This is a genomic window from Sporosalibacterium faouarense (assembly GCF_016765695.1).
Lineage (GTDB): Bacteria > Bacillota > Clostridia > Tissierellales > VENL01 > Sporosalibacterium > Sporosalibacterium faouarense.
Genome location: NZ_JAETGO010000017.1, coordinates 91,410 through 107,051 on the forward strand (window position 1 = coordinate 91,410; position 15,642 = coordinate 107,051).

A 15,642-nucleotide genomic window follows, 5' to 3' on the forward strand; every position below is an offset into this window, starting at 1 on the left:
GAGGAATAACATGTCTTTACAGTTTTGTTCATTGTCAAGTGGTAGTAGTGGAAATTGTCAATATATATCAACAGATAACGTTAAAATTCTAGTAGACAGTGGTTTAAGTGGAAAAAAAGTAGAGAATTTTTTAAAAGAGATAGAGGTTCAAGCAAATACTATTGATGGAATTTTAGTAACCCACGAGCATAAAGACCATATCAAAGGGGTTGGAATTCTTTCAAGGAGGTATGATCTTCCTATATATGCTAACACAAATACTTGGAAAGCTATGGAAGGTGAACTGGGGAAAATAAATGAAAAGAATATTATAGAATTTAAGACTGATGAAGGATTTGAATTAAAGGATTTGGCAATACTACCTTTTAGGATATCTCATGACTCTAGTGAGCCTGTAGGATTTGCTTTTTATCATAAAAACAAAAAAATCAGTTACTTGACAGATACGGGATATGTAAGTGATGATGTTAAGAAGAAAATAAGGAATTCGAATCTTTTAGTAGTAGAATCAAATCATGATGTAGAGATGCTTAAAATAGGTAAATATCCTTGGTTTCTTAAGAAGAGGGTACTAGGATCAGAAGGACATTTATCAAATGAAGATGCTGGCAAATTAATAACTGAAGTTTTATCTGGAAGGGAACAAGATATTCTTTTAGCTCATCTTAGTAAGGAAAATAATTTTCCAGAGCTTGCATATCAAACTGTTGTGAATATTGTTAGTGAGAAGGGTATAAAGATTAACGAGGAAGTAAATATAAATCTTACGTATAGAGATAAACCTACTAGGGTGTTTAACTACTAGAGTTATACTTGGAGGTGGATCCATGAATGACGAAAATAATAGAGATGAGATAGTAGGTTCTAATTTTATTATGCAAGATAGCAAGAAAGAAAAAGAATCGGATAGAAGTAATGAAGACTTTATTGAAAAAGAAAATGATAGTGGAGAAATGATTCCAGAGCATTATTATACAAGAGAGAACATAAACCATAAAGTAAAATCCAAGCAAAAGTCAAGATTTCTTTCTTATTTTATAGTAGCATTGATAGCTGCTCTGATAGGTGGATTAATTTCATCTTATATAGCGCCAATGTATCTATATGGAAAAATAATACCTGTACCAAATTATTATAGTGGTTTAGGAAATAGAGAAGAAATAAAAATTAATCCAACGAATGAAATAGGTGCTGTTGAGGCTGTTGCTAAAAAATCTATGAAGTCTGTTGTGGGAATTACTACAATAGAAGAGGAAGAGGTAGACTACTTGTTTTGGAGAGTACCTGTTCAAAGACAAGGGTTAGGGTCAGGAGTAATAATAAATAGAGATGGATACATAATTACTAACTCCCATGTTGTTGCAGATGGTAGGGCGAAAGAAATCACTGTATTATTCGAGGATGGATCTAAGAAATCCGGTGAAGTATTATGGAATTCCGTTGTATATGATCTTGCTGTGGTAAAGGTTAAGGTGTCAAATTTACCTGTAGCTGAACTAGGTGATTCTGACGACCTAGAGGTTGGACAATTAGCAGTGGCTATAGGTAACCCACTTGGTTTAGAGTTTCAGAGGACTGTCACATCTGGAGTTATTAGTGGTTTAAATAGAACTATAGTTATAGAAAATAATGAAAAAATTGAGAATTTGATACAAACAGATGCTTCTATTAATCCAGGTAACAGTGGAGGTCCATTATTAAACGCAAAGGGTCAAGTTATTGGGATAAATACAGCTAAAATACAAGGTGGAGAAGGTTTAGGGTTATCTATACCAATAAATGTTGTAAAACCTATTATTGATCAAATAATCAATAAAGGTGAATATAAGCAGGTTTACCTAGGTATAAGCGGTGCTTCAATAGATGAATATGAACAAGCTTTAGGAATTGATTTAAATGCCGATAGAGGTTTATACATTTACGAGGTTATAAAAAACTCTCCAGCATATGAGAGTGGAATGCATGCGGGTGACATTATACTAGAATTGGATAATAATGAAGTTAATTCTATAAATGATTTGAAAAAATTATTGTTTAAGTATAAGCCTGGGGATACTGGAATATTAAAAATTTTAAGAAATGGCGACGAAATCAATTTAGAAATAACATTTGCCGAAATGCCAGATAATTTTTAGTTTAAAAAGACTTAACAATTTTCGTTGTTAGGTCTTTTTTATTATTTTTCAGAAAATATTTTTTGTTTTTTTGATGATACTATATAATAGAACTATAGTTTTAAGATGGGAGTGAAAGGAATGTATGTAGTATGTAATGAACATTTAGATATTGCTATAGAGGACTTTATTGAAGTTTATCAGCAGCCGCCAGATATATATGAGCTAGAAAAGATATCTTTTACTGACTGGACAAGTCCGAATACATGTGAACATTGTGATAGAAAACCTAAGTACCTAGTAGTATAGAGAGAATTACTCTAAATCTAAATAATTTAAAACCATAATTTAAGGGAATAAATCTATAGTAATATTAGACAAGCTATAGATAAGGATTTATCATAATTTTTAAGGACGGAATAATATGAAGCCGAGGAATAAAGAAAAAATATACATATATGAAAGAGAAGATAAGAAGTGTTTTTACTGTGGTAAGAAATTGACATTTAGACAAATGACATTAGATCACTTCTTACCATTGAGTAAAAAAGGAACTAATGTGGAGGATGGCATTATATTAGGAGAAGGACTGAACATAGATAATAAAGAGTTGAGAGAAATACTTTTAGAAGTTATTAAAATTGAAGACATCACTGACCGATTTGTACTTCAAAGCAATAATTTAAGGTTCTATATTGAGAATAATCTAGTGAAGAAAGTAGTTTATATAGGAGGAAATAATGAATATAACCATAATTTCAGTTGGTAAAATTAAAGAAAAGTATTTTACTAATGGTATCAAAGAGTATAGTAAGAGGCTATCAAGATATTGTAAACTAAGGCTTATAGAAGTTAATGATGAAAAAGCTCCAGAAAAGCTTAGTGATGCAGAAATGGAGATAGTGAAGGATAAAGAAGGTCAAAGAATATTAAATAAGATTAGTGATAGTTCTTATGTAATTGCCTTAGCTATAGAAGGTAAGCAGTTATCCTCTGAAGACTTATCTTCTAAAATAGACAGTCTAGCAGTGTCTGGAAATAGTGATATAACTTTTATAATAGGTGGGTCACTGGGTTTATCTAAAGAAGTACTAAATCGGAGCAACTACAAGCTTTCTTTTTCAAAAATGACCTTCCCTCATCAACTTATGAAGATAGTATTATTAGAACAGATATATAGATCTTTTAGGATTAGTAAGGGTGAACCGTACCATAAATAACGGCGGTTCTATCTTAGAATTAGTAAAAGTACTAGGTTGTAAGAAATTTCACATGATATACTTAGTTTCAATTTTTACAGAATGAGTGAAATAGTATCATGGCTTAACTTGAGCTTATTTAGGATTCGATAAGATATTAAGATAGCATAGAATTTTTGAGTATTAAACAAAACTTATTTATATAGTAGTAGAAAAATTTATCTTTGGGGGATTATATTATGGAATTTAATAAATCAAAGTTATTACAAGTGGTAAAAAAACAATTAGCAATAGATATGAATTGTAATATAGAAGATTTCACTAAAGAGAGCATAGTATTTTGTGAAGCAAAATTAAATGAAGGAAGAAGAATGTTTAATAGGCAATCTCCCTTTCTTGAAATTGCAACAATGGGAAAAAGTACGGTTGTTTCAGCAGACAGTGATATTTTGACAAAAGTAAGACCATTATTAGAAACTAAAGCTAGAGAGGATATATTTGTAGCACCTTTCATATTTGGACATTCTCTTAATTATATTCCTGATTTCAATAGGATAAAAAAGTTAACTCCTCCTGATGGATTTACCTTTCATATAATAGAGGGTAAAGAGATACATGAGCTATATAAGAATCCAGGTTTTGAAAATGCACTCCAATATGATAGCAATCATCCTTGTCCTGATGCAATTGCAATATATGCAACTTATGGTTCTGAAATTGCGGGTGTGGCAGGAGCATCTACTGATAGTAGCTTAATGTGGCAAATAGGAATAGACGTAATCCCAAAATTTAGAAACAAGGGACTTGCCACAAGTTTAGTTAGTAATCTTGCGATAATAATTATGGAAAAAGAAGTAGTTCCATATTATGCTGCTGCTTCATCTAATATATCATCACAAGCTGTGGCATATAGAAGTGGCTTTACTCCTACTTGGATGTGTTCTTATAGAAATACTTTCGATGGGAATGCACCTTATGATTGTGATATAAAAATAAAATTTTGATACTAAATCTTTGAAAAGAACTTATTAAGTTTTTGGTCAAAGTTACTTAGGATTGATATTTAAATAATCGCCGATAGCATAGTCACGGTGAACCGTACCATAAGTAACGGCGGTTTTTTAAAAACCGAGTAATATCAATGCTTATATAGAGTATGATTTGCCATATAAAACCAATTTGCAAATAATAAAATAACTTGAATAGAGTACATAGTAAAGTTAAGGGGGACTAATTTGTGCTAAATACAAAATTAATTTTAATTGACGGTATAACAGGTTCAGGTAAGTCTACGACAGCTCAATTTCTAGCAAAACAATTGAAAAAGAATGGGGTTAAGAGTAAGTGGTATCACGAGACACAAACTGACCATCCTTTAGAATATGAAGAGGATGTGGAAGTTTTTGATTCACAGGCTGACATGGATAAATTTCTAGAGACAATTCCAAAACTATGGAGACAATTTGTTGAACAAGTAAGTCAATCTGATGAAGTACATATCATTGAAAGTTTTCTGTTACAAGATACTGTTAGACTTCTTTTTCAGAATAATCTTGAAGAAGAAAGAATTATAGGTTTTGTACAGGAGATTGAAGATATAATCAGGCCATTAAATCCAGCTCTAATTTATTTTCATCAACAGGATGCTAATCGTTCTATTAGAATGATTTGGAAACGTAGGGGAGATGATTGGAAAAAGTGGTTTATTGATTCGGATATTCAGACTCCTTACGTTAAGTCAAGTGGCTTAGTAGGAGAAGTAGGTGCTATAAAACTTTGGTCAGATTATCAAAACTTTACTAATCAACTCTTTGATATATATCAATTTAAAAAGATTTCCATCGAAAACTCGGCAAGTAAATGGGATGAATATTACCAAAAGATTTTAGATTTTTTAGATTTAAATTTAGTTGTTGAAAATAGAGATTTAACTTTGGAAGAAATGAAAAGATATTGTGGAGATTACAAAGAACAGGAAGGGAAGTTAGAATGTAGCATCAAACTTCTTAATGGAAATCTGGTTTGTAACTTAATTTGGCCTGATATTAGAATTTTACCCGTGGAGAATGAAGATGACAGCCTTTTTTATTTAGAGTCGTTTCCTGTTTTTATTAAATTCAAAGAAAATGAAGAAGGTTACATTAAATCATTAAGCTTAAGTGGAAAGAGAAAGAATTTGGATGGTAAAGAATTAGAAAAGATACATGCAGTTAACAACTAATAAACATATAGAATTTAAAGCCGCCGATATTATAGTTACGGTGAACCGTATCACAAATAACGGCGGTTTTTTGTAGAAACATTGAGAATACTGGAGTACAACCATGTCGTATAGCTCCATTTTATAATTATTAACTTTTATAGAACAAAGAAAATGAGATTATTACTTGTTGTAAGGTTATTTTGGTTATGATACAGTGTTAAGACCGTATCATAACCAAAATTCAATCAAGTATTTGATTAATAAAGTAACATTGATAGATGTTTCATTGACGATTAAATAGCTATGTGCTAATATTAGAATAATAATAAAATGTTATAATACTTTAAAAGTTTTGACAAAGAGAGCAAATAGTATTATAGTCTTTTAAAAAGTTGGGTTTGGTGGGAACCAGCAGAGGAAGTGCTATTTAAAATTACTCTTGAACTGATTACTGAACACATATCTGAGGATGCGTAATTAAGTAAAACCGGATGATCAACGTTATCTGACCCACATTTCATTGAATGGTGTAAGAGGTGGTTATTGAAGTTTCGTCCTATTATTGACGGAGCTTTTTTTTCAATTATACGCTCTTATTTTTGAAAGGAGGTGGTTGCATGGAAAGTGATATTAGCGATATTTTCAATTACACATTAATTAGAAAAGGAGTCGATTTTTATGTGCAATCATCAAAAAGAAGGTTTAAAGGACCCTTGCAAAAATGAGTATTTACTAAGAGATGGTCAAAGACTTATTGTACGAAATCCTAAAATTGGAGATGAACAAGGTTTAATTAATCACATGAAAGCAGTTGATAGTGAAACAAAATTCTTAGCAAGAGAACCTGGTGAGTTTAGTTTCACATTGGAACAAGAGAGAGAATTTATTAAAAGTTGTATAAACAATGAGAATATTTTCTTTTTAGTTGGGGAAATTGGTGGTAAAATTATTGCTAATTGTTCAGTTGGAATTGTTATGAATAACAAAAGATATCTTCATAGAGCAGCAATGGGTATTGCTGTAAGAAAAGATTATTGGCATAGAGGTATTGGTAAAAGGATGATGGAAGAATGCATTAAATGGTGTAGGGAGAAGGGTGTTGAACAACTTGAGCTTGAGGTTGTTACCCAAAACAATCGTGCTATTTCTATGTATAAGAGCATTGGTTTTCAGATCCAAGGTACTAAAAAACACGCATTGAAATACCGTGATGGATCTTATGCTGATGAGTATTTAATGATATTGTTCCTAAATGATATCAATGCGAATTAAGCTGTTTGAGAAGTATTGCTTAAACTCGATCAAAAACCGCAGTTACAGCGATAAGGTGAACCGTACCATAAATAACGGCAGTTTTTCACACAAGAAAATAATAGCGTAAACTTAATACTAATTATAGGATAAATAACAAATCGAGCATCTAATTGATTTGTTATTTTTTTATTTGATTATTTAATAAGAATCTTATATAATATGAGTATACTCATAAATGAGTTTAATCATATTTTGAGGAGGTATATATGACTGGTTTAAGAGAAATTAAAAAGAAAAATACAAAAAAGGCTATATTGCAATATGCTGAGAAAGTGTTTAAAGAAAAGGGATACAGCAAAGTAAAAACATCTGATATTGCTAAAGGTTCAAATATTGCAGAAGGTACACTTTTTAATTATTTTAGTTCAAAAGGAGAATTATTTGTTGAAGCTGTTTTTAGAGATTTCGATATGGGAAAATACAAGATCCATCTATCAGAAAAAATAGATGAAGATATATTAGTCAACGAAATTGTTAATTTAATTGATTTTTATATAAAAAAAATGGCCAATGTGGATAAAAAGCTACTTAGAGAGTATTTTTCAGTTGTTTATAGCATTAATAACTCAGAGTCGCTAGTTGCAAGAAATAGTCTTTTTCGTATGGATGAGATGGTTATGGAAGAGTCTAAACAGTTGCTTAATCTACTAAAAAAAGGATACGAAAAAATAGAAGAATTCGATCTGGATATAGCTGTTGAATGTATATATAGTTGTGTAATACTTCAATTTACAAAGTATACATACAGTGATGAATTCAGCTATTCTAATATGATTGAAAATATAAGAGAGCAAATTAGGTTCATTATTCGTGGCAGCATATTATAGATGGAAATATATATTTGACTGGAGGAGAAGATATGATGAATATATTAATATTGTATTTTAGTGGTACAGGAAATACAGAATTTGTGGCTCGTTACATAAAACAGAAATTTAAATCTGACAATACTGAAGTAACAATTTCTCCTATAGAATCATTTAAAAAAGAAACCATATCACATTATGACATTTTATTTTTTGGTTTTCCAGTATATGCATGTGATGTACCTCAATTTATTAAAAATTACTTACAGGATGTACCCGTTACAAAGACAAAAGCAGTATTTGTATTTTGTACTAAAGCTTTTTATACTGGATTAGCCATGCAAAATGCTTTGAAAATTTTTTGTGAAAGAGGATATATAGGACTTGGATATACTGATGTAAACATGCCAGGATCAGATGGATTAGCTTTTTTAAAAAAAGATTCTAGAGCAGTTCGAAAAATAGTAAATAAGGACTTCTCAAATCTTAAAGAAATAGATGAAATGATAAAAATAAGTAAAAGTTTAATAGAAGGTTTTGAGAAAAGTAATATAAAACAATGTAATACAAATGAAAACCCTACTATTACGAAGTACCTTGCCAGTAAACTTTTAGAATCAGTATTTCATATTGTTGAAGAAAAAATGAAAAGGAAGTTCTGGGCAAATGAGAGTTGCACTAGATGCTTAAAATGTGAAAAAATATGTCCAGCCAGAAATATTAAAGTGAATAAAGAAGGGGTTAAATTTGGGGAAAGCTGTTACCTTTGCATGAGATGTTTACATCAATGCCCAAAAGAAGCCATCCAAATAGGTAAAAAGACTATAGGTAAATATAGGTGGAAAGGACCAGTACAAGACTATAATCCATTAAAAATAATGAGGGATAGAAAAACTAATATAAATATCAAACAAAGAATGAAAGATAAAATTTGAAAATAGGGGGAGTATAATGGAATTTCATGAGGTTGAAAAGTTACAGCCACAAAATAGTGAAATGTCACCAGTAGCACAATTTAATATTATGAAAGGAATAAAAAATATTTTAAATGACGAAATTGGAAGTATGAAAGCTACTTGCATACTTATTAAATCATTTTTCATTGATCCTTTATTTAATAGACCAGCTTGGAAACCAGAGGTATTTAAACTTCCAAATAACGAAGTAGAGCAAGCCTATGCAAAGAAATTTAGGGACTTAGTTCCTTTTATATGCTTATTTAATAGACTAAAGAAAGATTATGGTATGAAACGGGCTCAAATGATTACAGTCAAAGTAAGTGTTCCTTCATCAGTACCTTATTTGGCTAAAACCTTCAAAACCAATCCAAATATAAAAGACATTGATCAATTTAGACAAGATATGACGAATTATCTCGGCAAAGGAACTGCTTTTGAGTGGACAGAAAAGGTATCGGAAGATAAACAGGAAGTAAAATATAAGTTCACAAGATGTGCCTATATTGAAATTCTTCGAGCATATAAAATGGAGTATGCAGCATCAATGGTTTGTTACTGTGACCATATTATTTTTGATAATTGCACTCCGGAACTATACTTTAAGAGAGACCACTGTAAGGGTGTAGGTGATAGTTTTTGTGACCATCACTATAAAATAAGAAACCTGATTAAGGATGAAAATGATAATAAAAGATATGGAGATACAGATAAAGCGCCATATGATGCAATAAAGATTATCAAGGATTGGGAGAGAAATTTTAGAAACAATAATGGGCAATTCAAATGGTAGTTTACTATGTTGCGTGGTTTGCCAAAAGATTGGAGTGAGAAATGAAAGACTTGTTAAAAAACACATACAGTAAAATAAATAGCATTGAACAACAACATCACAAAAGACTTCTTTATTTAGGTATTGCGTTATCTATACTTATAATTTGGAATGGAGTATGTGACTATATTTATGGTTATTGACCTGATTTAAGGGGACTGGATTATTCTTCCCCTAAGGTTATTGATGTTGTTCTAACAGCAAATAGTCGCCCGCACTGGCTTATTATGCTTGGGCAAACGGTAGGGTGGTTATATCCAATATATGCCTTAACTTATTATCTCTGGTGGATAGGGATGCGTAAAGCGGTTTTTTGGTAGATAAGACTGGAAATCGAGTGTGCAGGTGTTCTTTGTACCGTGGGTTCAAATCCCACTCTATTCGCCAATATCAAGGGTTCTAGCAGATTTGTTAGGCCTTTTTTTAGTGGAGATTTTGAGCAAAAAAAGACAAAAAGGCGACGATTTGGCGTCGTAATAGGAAAAAGAGATAGAAAAGGATGAGAATTAATTTAAAATAGATTCAGAATAAATAGGGCGTACTTAAAAAATTCACAATGGGTACTATTGTCTAATGAATATTAGTGGGGACAAAGATTTGTTTACATAATTTCTTAAGCTTTTGATATATAATACGATAAAGGTTATTGAAGTCTACTTTCTCAGTTCTATTAGTCAATGTTTAAATAAATATTACTTGAAATTAACATATGTTAATGACGTCAATACTATAACGATATACAATAACGATATAAAGAGTGAAGGAGAAATAGAATGAATGATAAATTTACTTTAAAGTTTGAAGAAATACTAAAATATCACAATAAATATATAGAAAAAGAAGACTTGAATAAAATTGTGGATTTCAATAAAATAATTAGTTTTAAAAAAGGAGATTTGATTTCAGCAGAGCATAAAGGTTTTCTTCTGCTATCTGGTCTTATACGGGGTTATTATCTCGATATAGATGGAAACGATATTACACATGTATTTATTTTTGAAGGCAGGACCTATGGTGCTGACTTTTTAACGACAGATAAGCCATATATATGTAATTTTGAAGCTCTAGAAGAATGCATAGCTGTTGAACTAAATAGAACTTTTTTAGTGGAGGAATTTAAGACTAATCAGGGATTATTAATGTGGTATATTCACATGCTAGAGAAATCTTTGAAACGGAAAATTCTGAGAGAAGTCGACCTTGTTACAAAAAATGCTACAGAGCGATATTTGAATTTGAAGAAAGAATATCCTAATATTGACAAAAGAGTCAGTCAAGCACATATTGCTTCGTATTTGGGAATTTCACCTGTATCGTTAAGCCGTATTCGACGTTTTACTAAAGAAGAGAACTAAAGTAAGTGATTTGAAAAGAATCAATTTGATTAGCAGATTTATAAAATGTATCATATGGGATCCGTGTGTCTGAAACCAATGGTTAGACTATACTATAAATGTAAGGAGCATGATAAATGAACAATAATAGTAGGCAAAAGCTAATTATATCTGACTATGGGCATTTTACAAAGCCAAAAGAAGTTGTAAAAGAAAAAAGTTTAAAGGGAAGGATAGCCGTAATTACAGGGGGACATACTGGAATTGGACTTGAAACTACGAAGGCATTAACTAGTATTGGAGCGAAAGTCATTGTTCTTGCAAGAGATGTCAAAAGAGCAAAGAGAAATTTGAAAAAGATTTCTAATATTGAAATTGAATATCTAGATTTACTAGTACCTGAATCAATAGATGATTTCGCTAATAAATTTTTAAGAAGTAATAGGCCCATACATTTATTAATAAATGATGCAGGAATTATTGCTCCCCCTTTTTCTAAAGATAAAAGAGGATATGAGTATCAATTTGCAACAAATCATCTTGGTCATTTTCAGTTGACAGCTAGATTATTTCCAGCACTAAAGAAAGCAAATGGTGCTCGAGTCATTGAAGTGGCATCCCGTGGACATAGACTTGGAGGGGTTATATTTGACGATGTGAATTTTGAAAAAACAGAGTACAACCCTATGAGAGCTTATGCACAGTCTAAAACAGCGAATATTTTATTTATGGTCAAATTGGATGAAGTTGCGAAAAAGCATAACATAAGAGCTTATGCTGTTCATCCAGGACCCATTCCTTCGTCAGATCTTTTTGCAGAAAGTGTGGTCGGCATTAAGCCTCCAATAGTTGTTGGTTTTATGCGATTAGTTGCAAAACTTATGCGAGGACTACACATAACAGAATTCTTAAATGCAATAAGGAGTCCCGAAGTACCAAATGCTTTTAAAACAGTTGAGCAAGGAGCGTCGACCTCTATATGGTGTGCTGTTACCAGTGATTTAGATAATATAGGAGGAGTATACTGCGAGGATTGTAATATAGCTCCTGTTGTTCCTGCTGATAGTGAAGCTCCATACGGAGTACGTCCTTGGGCGATTGATATGGAACAAGCAACACGTTTATGGAAACTTAGCGAGAAAATGTGTGATTTAGAATTTGACATATAGCAAGAATTGAATAAGTACCATGGAAGGCTCCAAGAAACAATTTCAAAAGTCATGTATGTTATGTACTTTGGCAAGTGGGGATGGTCCTTGCTTGCTAGATTGACAGGTGTAAAACCGCAGTTATAATGGGACGGTTTACCGTACCAAAAGCAATTCATTGGAATAAATTAGCAATTAACAAGATATAGTAACTTTAAGGATGATAATAAAAGTAATATGTTATGGGATACATTAAGTAGGAATAGATATATGGAAAGAACATCATTAAAGGGATTTAGTTACTTTTGTTTTTGAAACCGGAGAAGATGACGTAAGCGATAGGTCTCAAAATTTAATATTTAGAGACCTATCTTATATATTGGAATATAAGATATAAACTAACTGTTTCTTTATTCTGTAAGAATATATAGAGACAAAATACTTTACTTTAGTACAATTAATTGTAGAAATCTTTTGACTCCATGGATACGTACTTTATGTAGAATCAAGCAAGAATTTCTTTAAAAACTTCTTCTAAGTTAGCTATCATATTATCTATATCTTCTCTAGAGATAACAAGAGGTGGTTGAAATGCAAGAACATCTCTATTCAAACCATTTTTTCCAATTATAAATCCCCTATCTTTCATTTTTTCTAAAGTTGTATCCACAATATCTGCTGAAGATAAAGATAGGTTAAAGGATTTAATTTGCAGGCCAAGCATAAGTCCGCAACCTCTTACTTCCTTAATAAATGGAAACTGTAGTTGTTCTAACTTTTCTTTTAAGTATTCGCCTAGATCCTTTGCTTTATTAACTAAATTATTTTTATCTATATAATTAAGCACACTTAATGCAGTTTGTGCTGCTACTGGGTTTCCTCCAAAAGTAGAGGCTGACGGCTTGGTAAAGGCTTTTGCAATTTCATCAGTTGTTGAAAAGGTAGAAATTGGTATTCCATTTCCTAAAGCTTTTGCTGTAACAATGATATCAGGGACAATATCATAATGCTCTATACAAAACATTTTTCCAGTACGGCCATATCCAGTCTGAATTTCATCTGCAATCAATAGTACATTATATGACTCTAGAAGCTTCTTTACTTTATTTAGATAACCTTCAGGATATTTAATTATTCCACCATTTCCTTGTATTGGCTCTATCAACATAGCAGATATATTATGACCATGTTCTTTTAGTATCATTTCAAGCTGCTCTAAAGAGTTATTCATGGCTTCTTCATAGCTTAAGTTATCAGAGTATGGACGATCAATAAAAAAGATGTTTTCCTTAACCAAATTATCGTCTAATCGCCACATAGGTATTCCTGTAACACTCAAAGTTAAATGTGTTCTGCCATGAAGGCCACCATTTAAGGCAATAAATCCACTTTTTTTGGTATATAACCTTGCTAAGGCCATTGCTCCTTCGTTGGCTTCTGACCCAGTCACACAAAAGAAAGTTCTTTTTATATCACCTGGGAAAAGTTCAGAGAGTTTTTCAGCAAGGATAACCATAGGCTGTGTTAGATAAATTATAGTTGTATGTTGTAAGTTACTTAATTGTTGGATAGTATCTTCTAGAATCTTAGGATTTGAATGTCCACAATTCATAACTGATACTCCAGCGAAAAAATCAATATACTTTTTATTGTTTTCATCGAAGAGGTATTGCATTAATCCTCTTACAATTTGTGGAGGCTCTTTATAAAAATTAGCTGTTGATGGAAAAAGGTATTCTTTTCTCTTTTCAATTATATTTTTAGGACCTATATAATTCATACTATCACTCCTATTCTATATTAAGTTTATAAGATAGAGCACCTGCAGTGAAACCAGCTCTTGAAGATTCAATATTTGAATATAAATCTTTGCATTTTGATGGGTCATCTATAGCTGATTGGTAAATCATAATGATGTCTTTTAATTCATCAATAGAATAAGTTTGACCTTCAATTCTAAAGCATATTAGATTGTCAAAATTTAAGCTAGCTATATTAGGAAGTAGACAGAATTCTTTTGATGTAAATAAATGATTTCTTTGATTATTATCTATATAAACTGGATTTTCACCCTTATCTGTTTTTAATACTAATACATCGTTATCAACATACTTATTATTTTCTTGTTTAAATGTATCAAATACAGAGATATTTTCATAGAGATTATAGTCTAAGTACATTACCCTTAATGGACCATGAACAATTAGTTCAAGGGGGTTATTAGATAATCTAATGAATTTTGTCAACTCATTTATTTTCGTTTCTATTGATATAGTATGTTCATTCACACCTAAGCTTTTATAGAAGTCTATTGCTTTGCTATTATAAATATTTGCATTATAGTCGGTTATAATTTTATACTTATGACCATACTTTTTTACTGCACCTAAATTTGAAACCAATAATCCATCTAAAATATCACCATGTTTATCCAGATACTGATCAATCATATCAAACTGCAAGTCATCCATCATTTGTGGTAAGTCAAGATAAAGTTGAGTAGAACCTTTAATAGCTACTAATTCCTGAAGTTCATCCGTTGTTATGAACTTATCTGGCATGAAAACCTCGCAAGGCAGGTATATTCTATTTACGCCTAATTCTATACATAATTTAGCTTGACTAAAATTATTAACCTTTACTGATAGATCAGGTTTCTTAATAACTTGACTAACATGATCATTATCTAGTTCATCTTCAATTTTGCTGATAACTTCATTTGTTAATTCAGGTTCTTCTATTGGCGTGGAAAAAACTTTTCCCGTTGAATAAAACTTTCCTGTACCTTCATATCGTGTATTAATAAAACCTAGGTCAGGCTTTGAAAAGGCATAAGCTGTAGTAAAATCACGCTTTCTATTATTGAATAGATGTTTAGAATGTTTTGTTCTATTAAAACTTAAGGGATTTGCTATATATCTATCTATTGCTTCTCCATATGTATTAACTAAATCCACAATGAAGTCAGCATCTCTCATACGACCTTCTATTTTAAATGAGGTAACATTAGCCTCGATTAATTCAGGTATATGTTCATACATATACATATCTTTTGCAGCTAAAGGATATTTAGTTGAAAAGATAGAACCATCCTTTTTTATTAAATAAGGCCATCTACACGGTTTAAAGCATCTACCTCTATTAGAACTATTTCCCCAAAGCAAAGAGCTATAATAGCAGTTGGCATCGTTGACCGCACATATGTCACCATGTACAAAATATTCGGTTTCGATATTTGTTTGAGTTTGGAGTAATTTAGCAGTTTTTAAATCCATTTCTCTAGATAACACAACTCTTGATACACCAAAATCTTTTAGGGTTTTTATAAATTCAAGGTTATGTACATTCATCATTACTGATGAGTGTATCTCAAAATCACTAATATTTTCTTCTTTGCAGATTTGCAAAACCCCCAAATCTTGAACTATTATACCATCGACTTGGATATCTTCTAAGAAATGTAGATATTCAATTGCTTCATCTATTTCATAATCATTTAATAAATTATTAACCGTGACATATACTTTTTTATCAAGATTGTGAGTCATGAGCGTAGCTTCACGGATTTCATCATTAGAAAAGTTGAATCCTTTTCTTATCATTCTCATATTTAGGTTCTTACCACCGAAATAAATTGCATCACAGTTTGCAGTTACAATACTTTTAAAAATCTCCATATTCCCGGCAGGAGCTAGCAATTCTATTTTTTTACCATTAAAAAGTTTTGACATATTGA

At 31.2% G+C, this 15,642-nt stretch carries 16 protein-coding genes; 14 read left to right on the top strand and 2 right to left on the bottom strand.

Features of this window, described 5'->3' with window-relative positions:
• Positions 1 to 10 precede the first annotated feature (10 nt).
• The 14 genes from JMO20_RS02205 (at position 11) to JMO20_RS02270 (ending at position 11,927) form a co-directional block, all read left to right on the top strand.
• Complete coding sequence (locus tag JMO20_RS02205; RefSeq protein ID WP_202707756.1) at positions 11 to 805, top strand: MBL fold metallo-hydrolase; 795 nt, start codon at positions 11 to 13, stop codon at positions 803 to 805.
• A 22-nt stretch (positions 806 to 827) separates the two neighbouring features.
• Complete coding sequence (gene htrA / locus JMO20_RS02210) at positions 828 to 2,135, top strand: serine protease HtrA (RefSeq protein ID WP_202707758.1); 1,308 nt, start codon at positions 828 to 830, stop codon at positions 2,133 to 2,135.
• Between the two features lie 120 nt (positions 2,136 to 2,255).
• Positions 2,256 to 2,423, top strand: a complete 168-nt coding sequence (locus JMO20_RS02215; protein ID WP_202707760.1) for a CxxH/CxxC protein — start codon at positions 2,256 to 2,258, stop codon at positions 2,421 to 2,423.
• 115 nt (positions 2,424 to 2,538) lie between these two features.
• Positions 2,539 to 2,883, top strand: coding sequence for an HNH endonuclease (locus tag JMO20_RS02220; RefSeq protein WP_202707762.1), 345 nt, complete (start codon positions 2,539 to 2,541; stop codon positions 2,881 to 2,883).
• Positions 2,855 to 3,334: a 23S rRNA (pseudouridine(1915)-N(3))-methyltransferase RlmH gene (gene rlmH, locus JMO20_RS02225; RefSeq protein WP_202707764.1), complete on the top strand. Its 480-nt coding sequence runs from the start codon at positions 2,855 to 2,857 to the stop codon at positions 3,332 to 3,334. Before JMO20_RS02220 ends, rlmH begins: the two co-directional genes overlap by 29 nt.
• A gap of 218 nt (positions 3,335 to 3,552) precedes the next feature.
• A complete protein-coding gene (locus JMO20_RS02230; protein WP_202707767.1) occupies positions 3,553 to 4,317 on the top strand; it encodes a GNAT family N-acetyltransferase in 765 nt (254 codons plus the stop codon).
• Between the two features lie 233 nt (positions 4,318 to 4,550).
• Complete coding sequence (locus JMO20_RS02235; protein ID WP_202707769.1) at positions 4,551 to 5,534, top strand: P-loop NTPase family protein; 984 nt, start codon at positions 4,551 to 4,553, stop codon at positions 5,532 to 5,534.
• A 660-nt stretch (positions 5,535 to 6,194) separates the two neighbouring features.
• The gene (locus JMO20_RS02240) at positions 6,195 to 6,788 is read left to right on the top strand and encodes a GNAT family N-acetyltransferase (RefSeq protein ID WP_202707771.1); all 594 of its coding nucleotides are present in this window, start codon (positions 6,195 to 6,197) and stop codon (positions 6,786 to 6,788) included.
• Positions 6,789 to 7,036: 248 nt separating this feature from the next.
• Complete coding sequence (locus JMO20_RS02245; protein WP_202707772.1) at positions 7,037 to 7,657, top strand: TetR/AcrR family transcriptional regulator; 621 nt, start codon at positions 7,037 to 7,039, stop codon at positions 7,655 to 7,657.
• Between the two features lie 32 nt (positions 7,658 to 7,689).
• On the top strand, positions 7,690 to 8,571 hold the full coding sequence (locus JMO20_RS02250; protein WP_202707774.1) for an EFR1 family ferrodoxin: 882 nt from the start codon (positions 7,690 to 7,692) through the stop codon (positions 8,569 to 8,571).
• A 16-nt stretch (positions 8,572 to 8,587) separates the two neighbouring features.
• Positions 8,588 to 9,385 carry an L-2-amino-thiazoline-4-carboxylic acid hydrolase gene (locus JMO20_RS02255; protein ID WP_202707775.1) on the top strand — a complete coding sequence of 266 codons (798 nt, stop codon included), beginning with the start codon at positions 8,588 to 8,590 and terminating at the stop codon, positions 9,383 to 9,385.
• A 41-nt stretch (positions 9,386 to 9,426) separates the two neighbouring features.
• The gene (locus JMO20_RS02260; protein ID WP_202707776.1) at positions 9,427 to 9,567 is read left to right on the top strand and encodes a hypothetical protein; all 141 of its coding nucleotides are present in this window, start codon (positions 9,427 to 9,429) and stop codon (positions 9,565 to 9,567) included.
• 630 nt (positions 9,568 to 10,197) lie between these two features.
• Entirely contained in the window at positions 10,198 to 10,779 is a 582-nt protein-coding gene (locus JMO20_RS02265) for a Crp/Fnr family transcriptional regulator (RefSeq protein WP_202707777.1), read from the top strand.
• 116 nt (positions 10,780 to 10,895) lie between these two features.
• A complete protein-coding gene (locus JMO20_RS02270) occupies positions 10,896 to 11,927 on the top strand; it encodes an SDR family NAD(P)-dependent oxidoreductase (protein WP_202707779.1) in 1,032 nt (343 codons plus the stop codon).
• Positions 11,928 to 12,411: 484 nt separating this feature from the next.
• Here the strand turns inward: JMO20_RS02270 and JMO20_RS02275 are convergent, their stop codons facing one another.
• Both JMO20_RS02275 and JMO20_RS02280 read right to left on the bottom strand, forming a co-directional pair.
• Positions 12,412 to 13,686 carry an aspartate aminotransferase family protein gene (locus JMO20_RS02275; protein WP_202707781.1) on the bottom strand — a complete coding sequence of 425 codons (1,275 nt, stop codon included), beginning with the start codon at positions 13,684 to 13,686 and terminating at the stop codon, positions 12,412 to 12,414.
• Between the two features lie 10 nt (positions 13,687 to 13,696).
• On the bottom strand, positions 13,697 to 15,637 hold the full coding sequence (locus JMO20_RS02280) for a U32 family peptidase (RefSeq protein ID WP_202707783.1): 1,941 nt from the start codon (positions 15,635 to 15,637) through the stop codon (positions 13,697 to 13,699).
• Positions 15,638 to 15,642 lie beyond the last annotated feature (5 nt).

What these genes read in the sequence shown, in the direction of transcription:
- JMO20_RS02215 (WP_202707760.1), top strand. Translation starts at nt 2,256, where the DNA reads ATGTATGTAGTATGTAATGAACATTTAGATATTGCTATAGAGGACTTT.
- JMO20_RS02205 (WP_202707756.1), top strand. Translation starts at nt 11, where the DNA reads ATGTCTTTACAGTTTTGTTCATTGTCAAGTGGTAGTAGTGGAAATTGT.
- JMO20_RS02265 (WP_202707777.1), top strand. Translation starts at nt 10,198, where the DNA reads ATGAATGATAAATTTACTTTAAAGTTTGAAGAAATACTAAAATATCAC.
- JMO20_RS02275 (WP_202707781.1), bottom strand. Translation starts at nt 13,686, where the DNA reads ATGAATTATATAGGTCCTAAAAATATAATTGAAAAGAGAAAAGAATAC.
- JMO20_RS02230 (WP_202707767.1), top strand. Translation starts at nt 3,553, where the DNA reads ATGGAATTTAATAAATCAAAGTTATTACAAGTGGTAAAAAAACAATTA.
- JMO20_RS02245 (WP_202707772.1), top strand. Translation starts at nt 7,037, where the DNA reads ATGACTGGTTTAAGAGAAATTAAAAAGAAAAATACAAAAAAGGCTATA.
- JMO20_RS02250 (WP_202707774.1), top strand. Translation starts at nt 7,690, where the DNA reads ATGATGAATATATTAATATTGTATTTTAGTGGTACAGGAAATACAGAA.
- htrA (WP_202707758.1), top strand. Translation starts at nt 828, where the DNA reads ATGAATGACGAAAATAATAGAGATGAGATAGTAGGTTCTAATTTTATT.
- JMO20_RS02240 (WP_202707771.1), top strand. Translation starts at nt 6,195, where the DNA reads ATGTGCAATCATCAAAAAGAAGGTTTAAAGGACCCTTGCAAAAATGAG.
- JMO20_RS02280 (WP_202707783.1), bottom strand. Translation starts at nt 15,637, where the DNA reads ATGTCAAAACTTTTTAATGGTAAAAAAATAGAATTGCTAGCTCCTGCC.
- JMO20_RS02220 (WP_202707762.1), top strand. Translation starts at nt 2,539, where the DNA reads ATGAAGCCGAGGAATAAAGAAAAAATATACATATATGAAAGAGAAGAT.
- JMO20_RS02255 (WP_202707775.1), top strand. Translation starts at nt 8,588, where the DNA reads ATGGAATTTCATGAGGTTGAAAAGTTACAGCCACAAAATAGTGAAATG.
- JMO20_RS02260 (WP_202707776.1), top strand. Translation starts at nt 9,427, where the DNA reads ATGAAAGACTTGTTAAAAAACACATACAGTAAAATAAATAGCATTGAA.
- JMO20_RS02270 (WP_202707779.1), top strand. Translation starts at nt 10,896, where the DNA reads ATGAACAATAATAGTAGGCAAAAGCTAATTATATCTGACTATGGGCAT.
- rlmH (WP_202707764.1), top strand. Translation starts at nt 2,855, where the DNA reads ATGAATATAACCATAATTTCAGTTGGTAAAATTAAAGAAAAGTATTTT.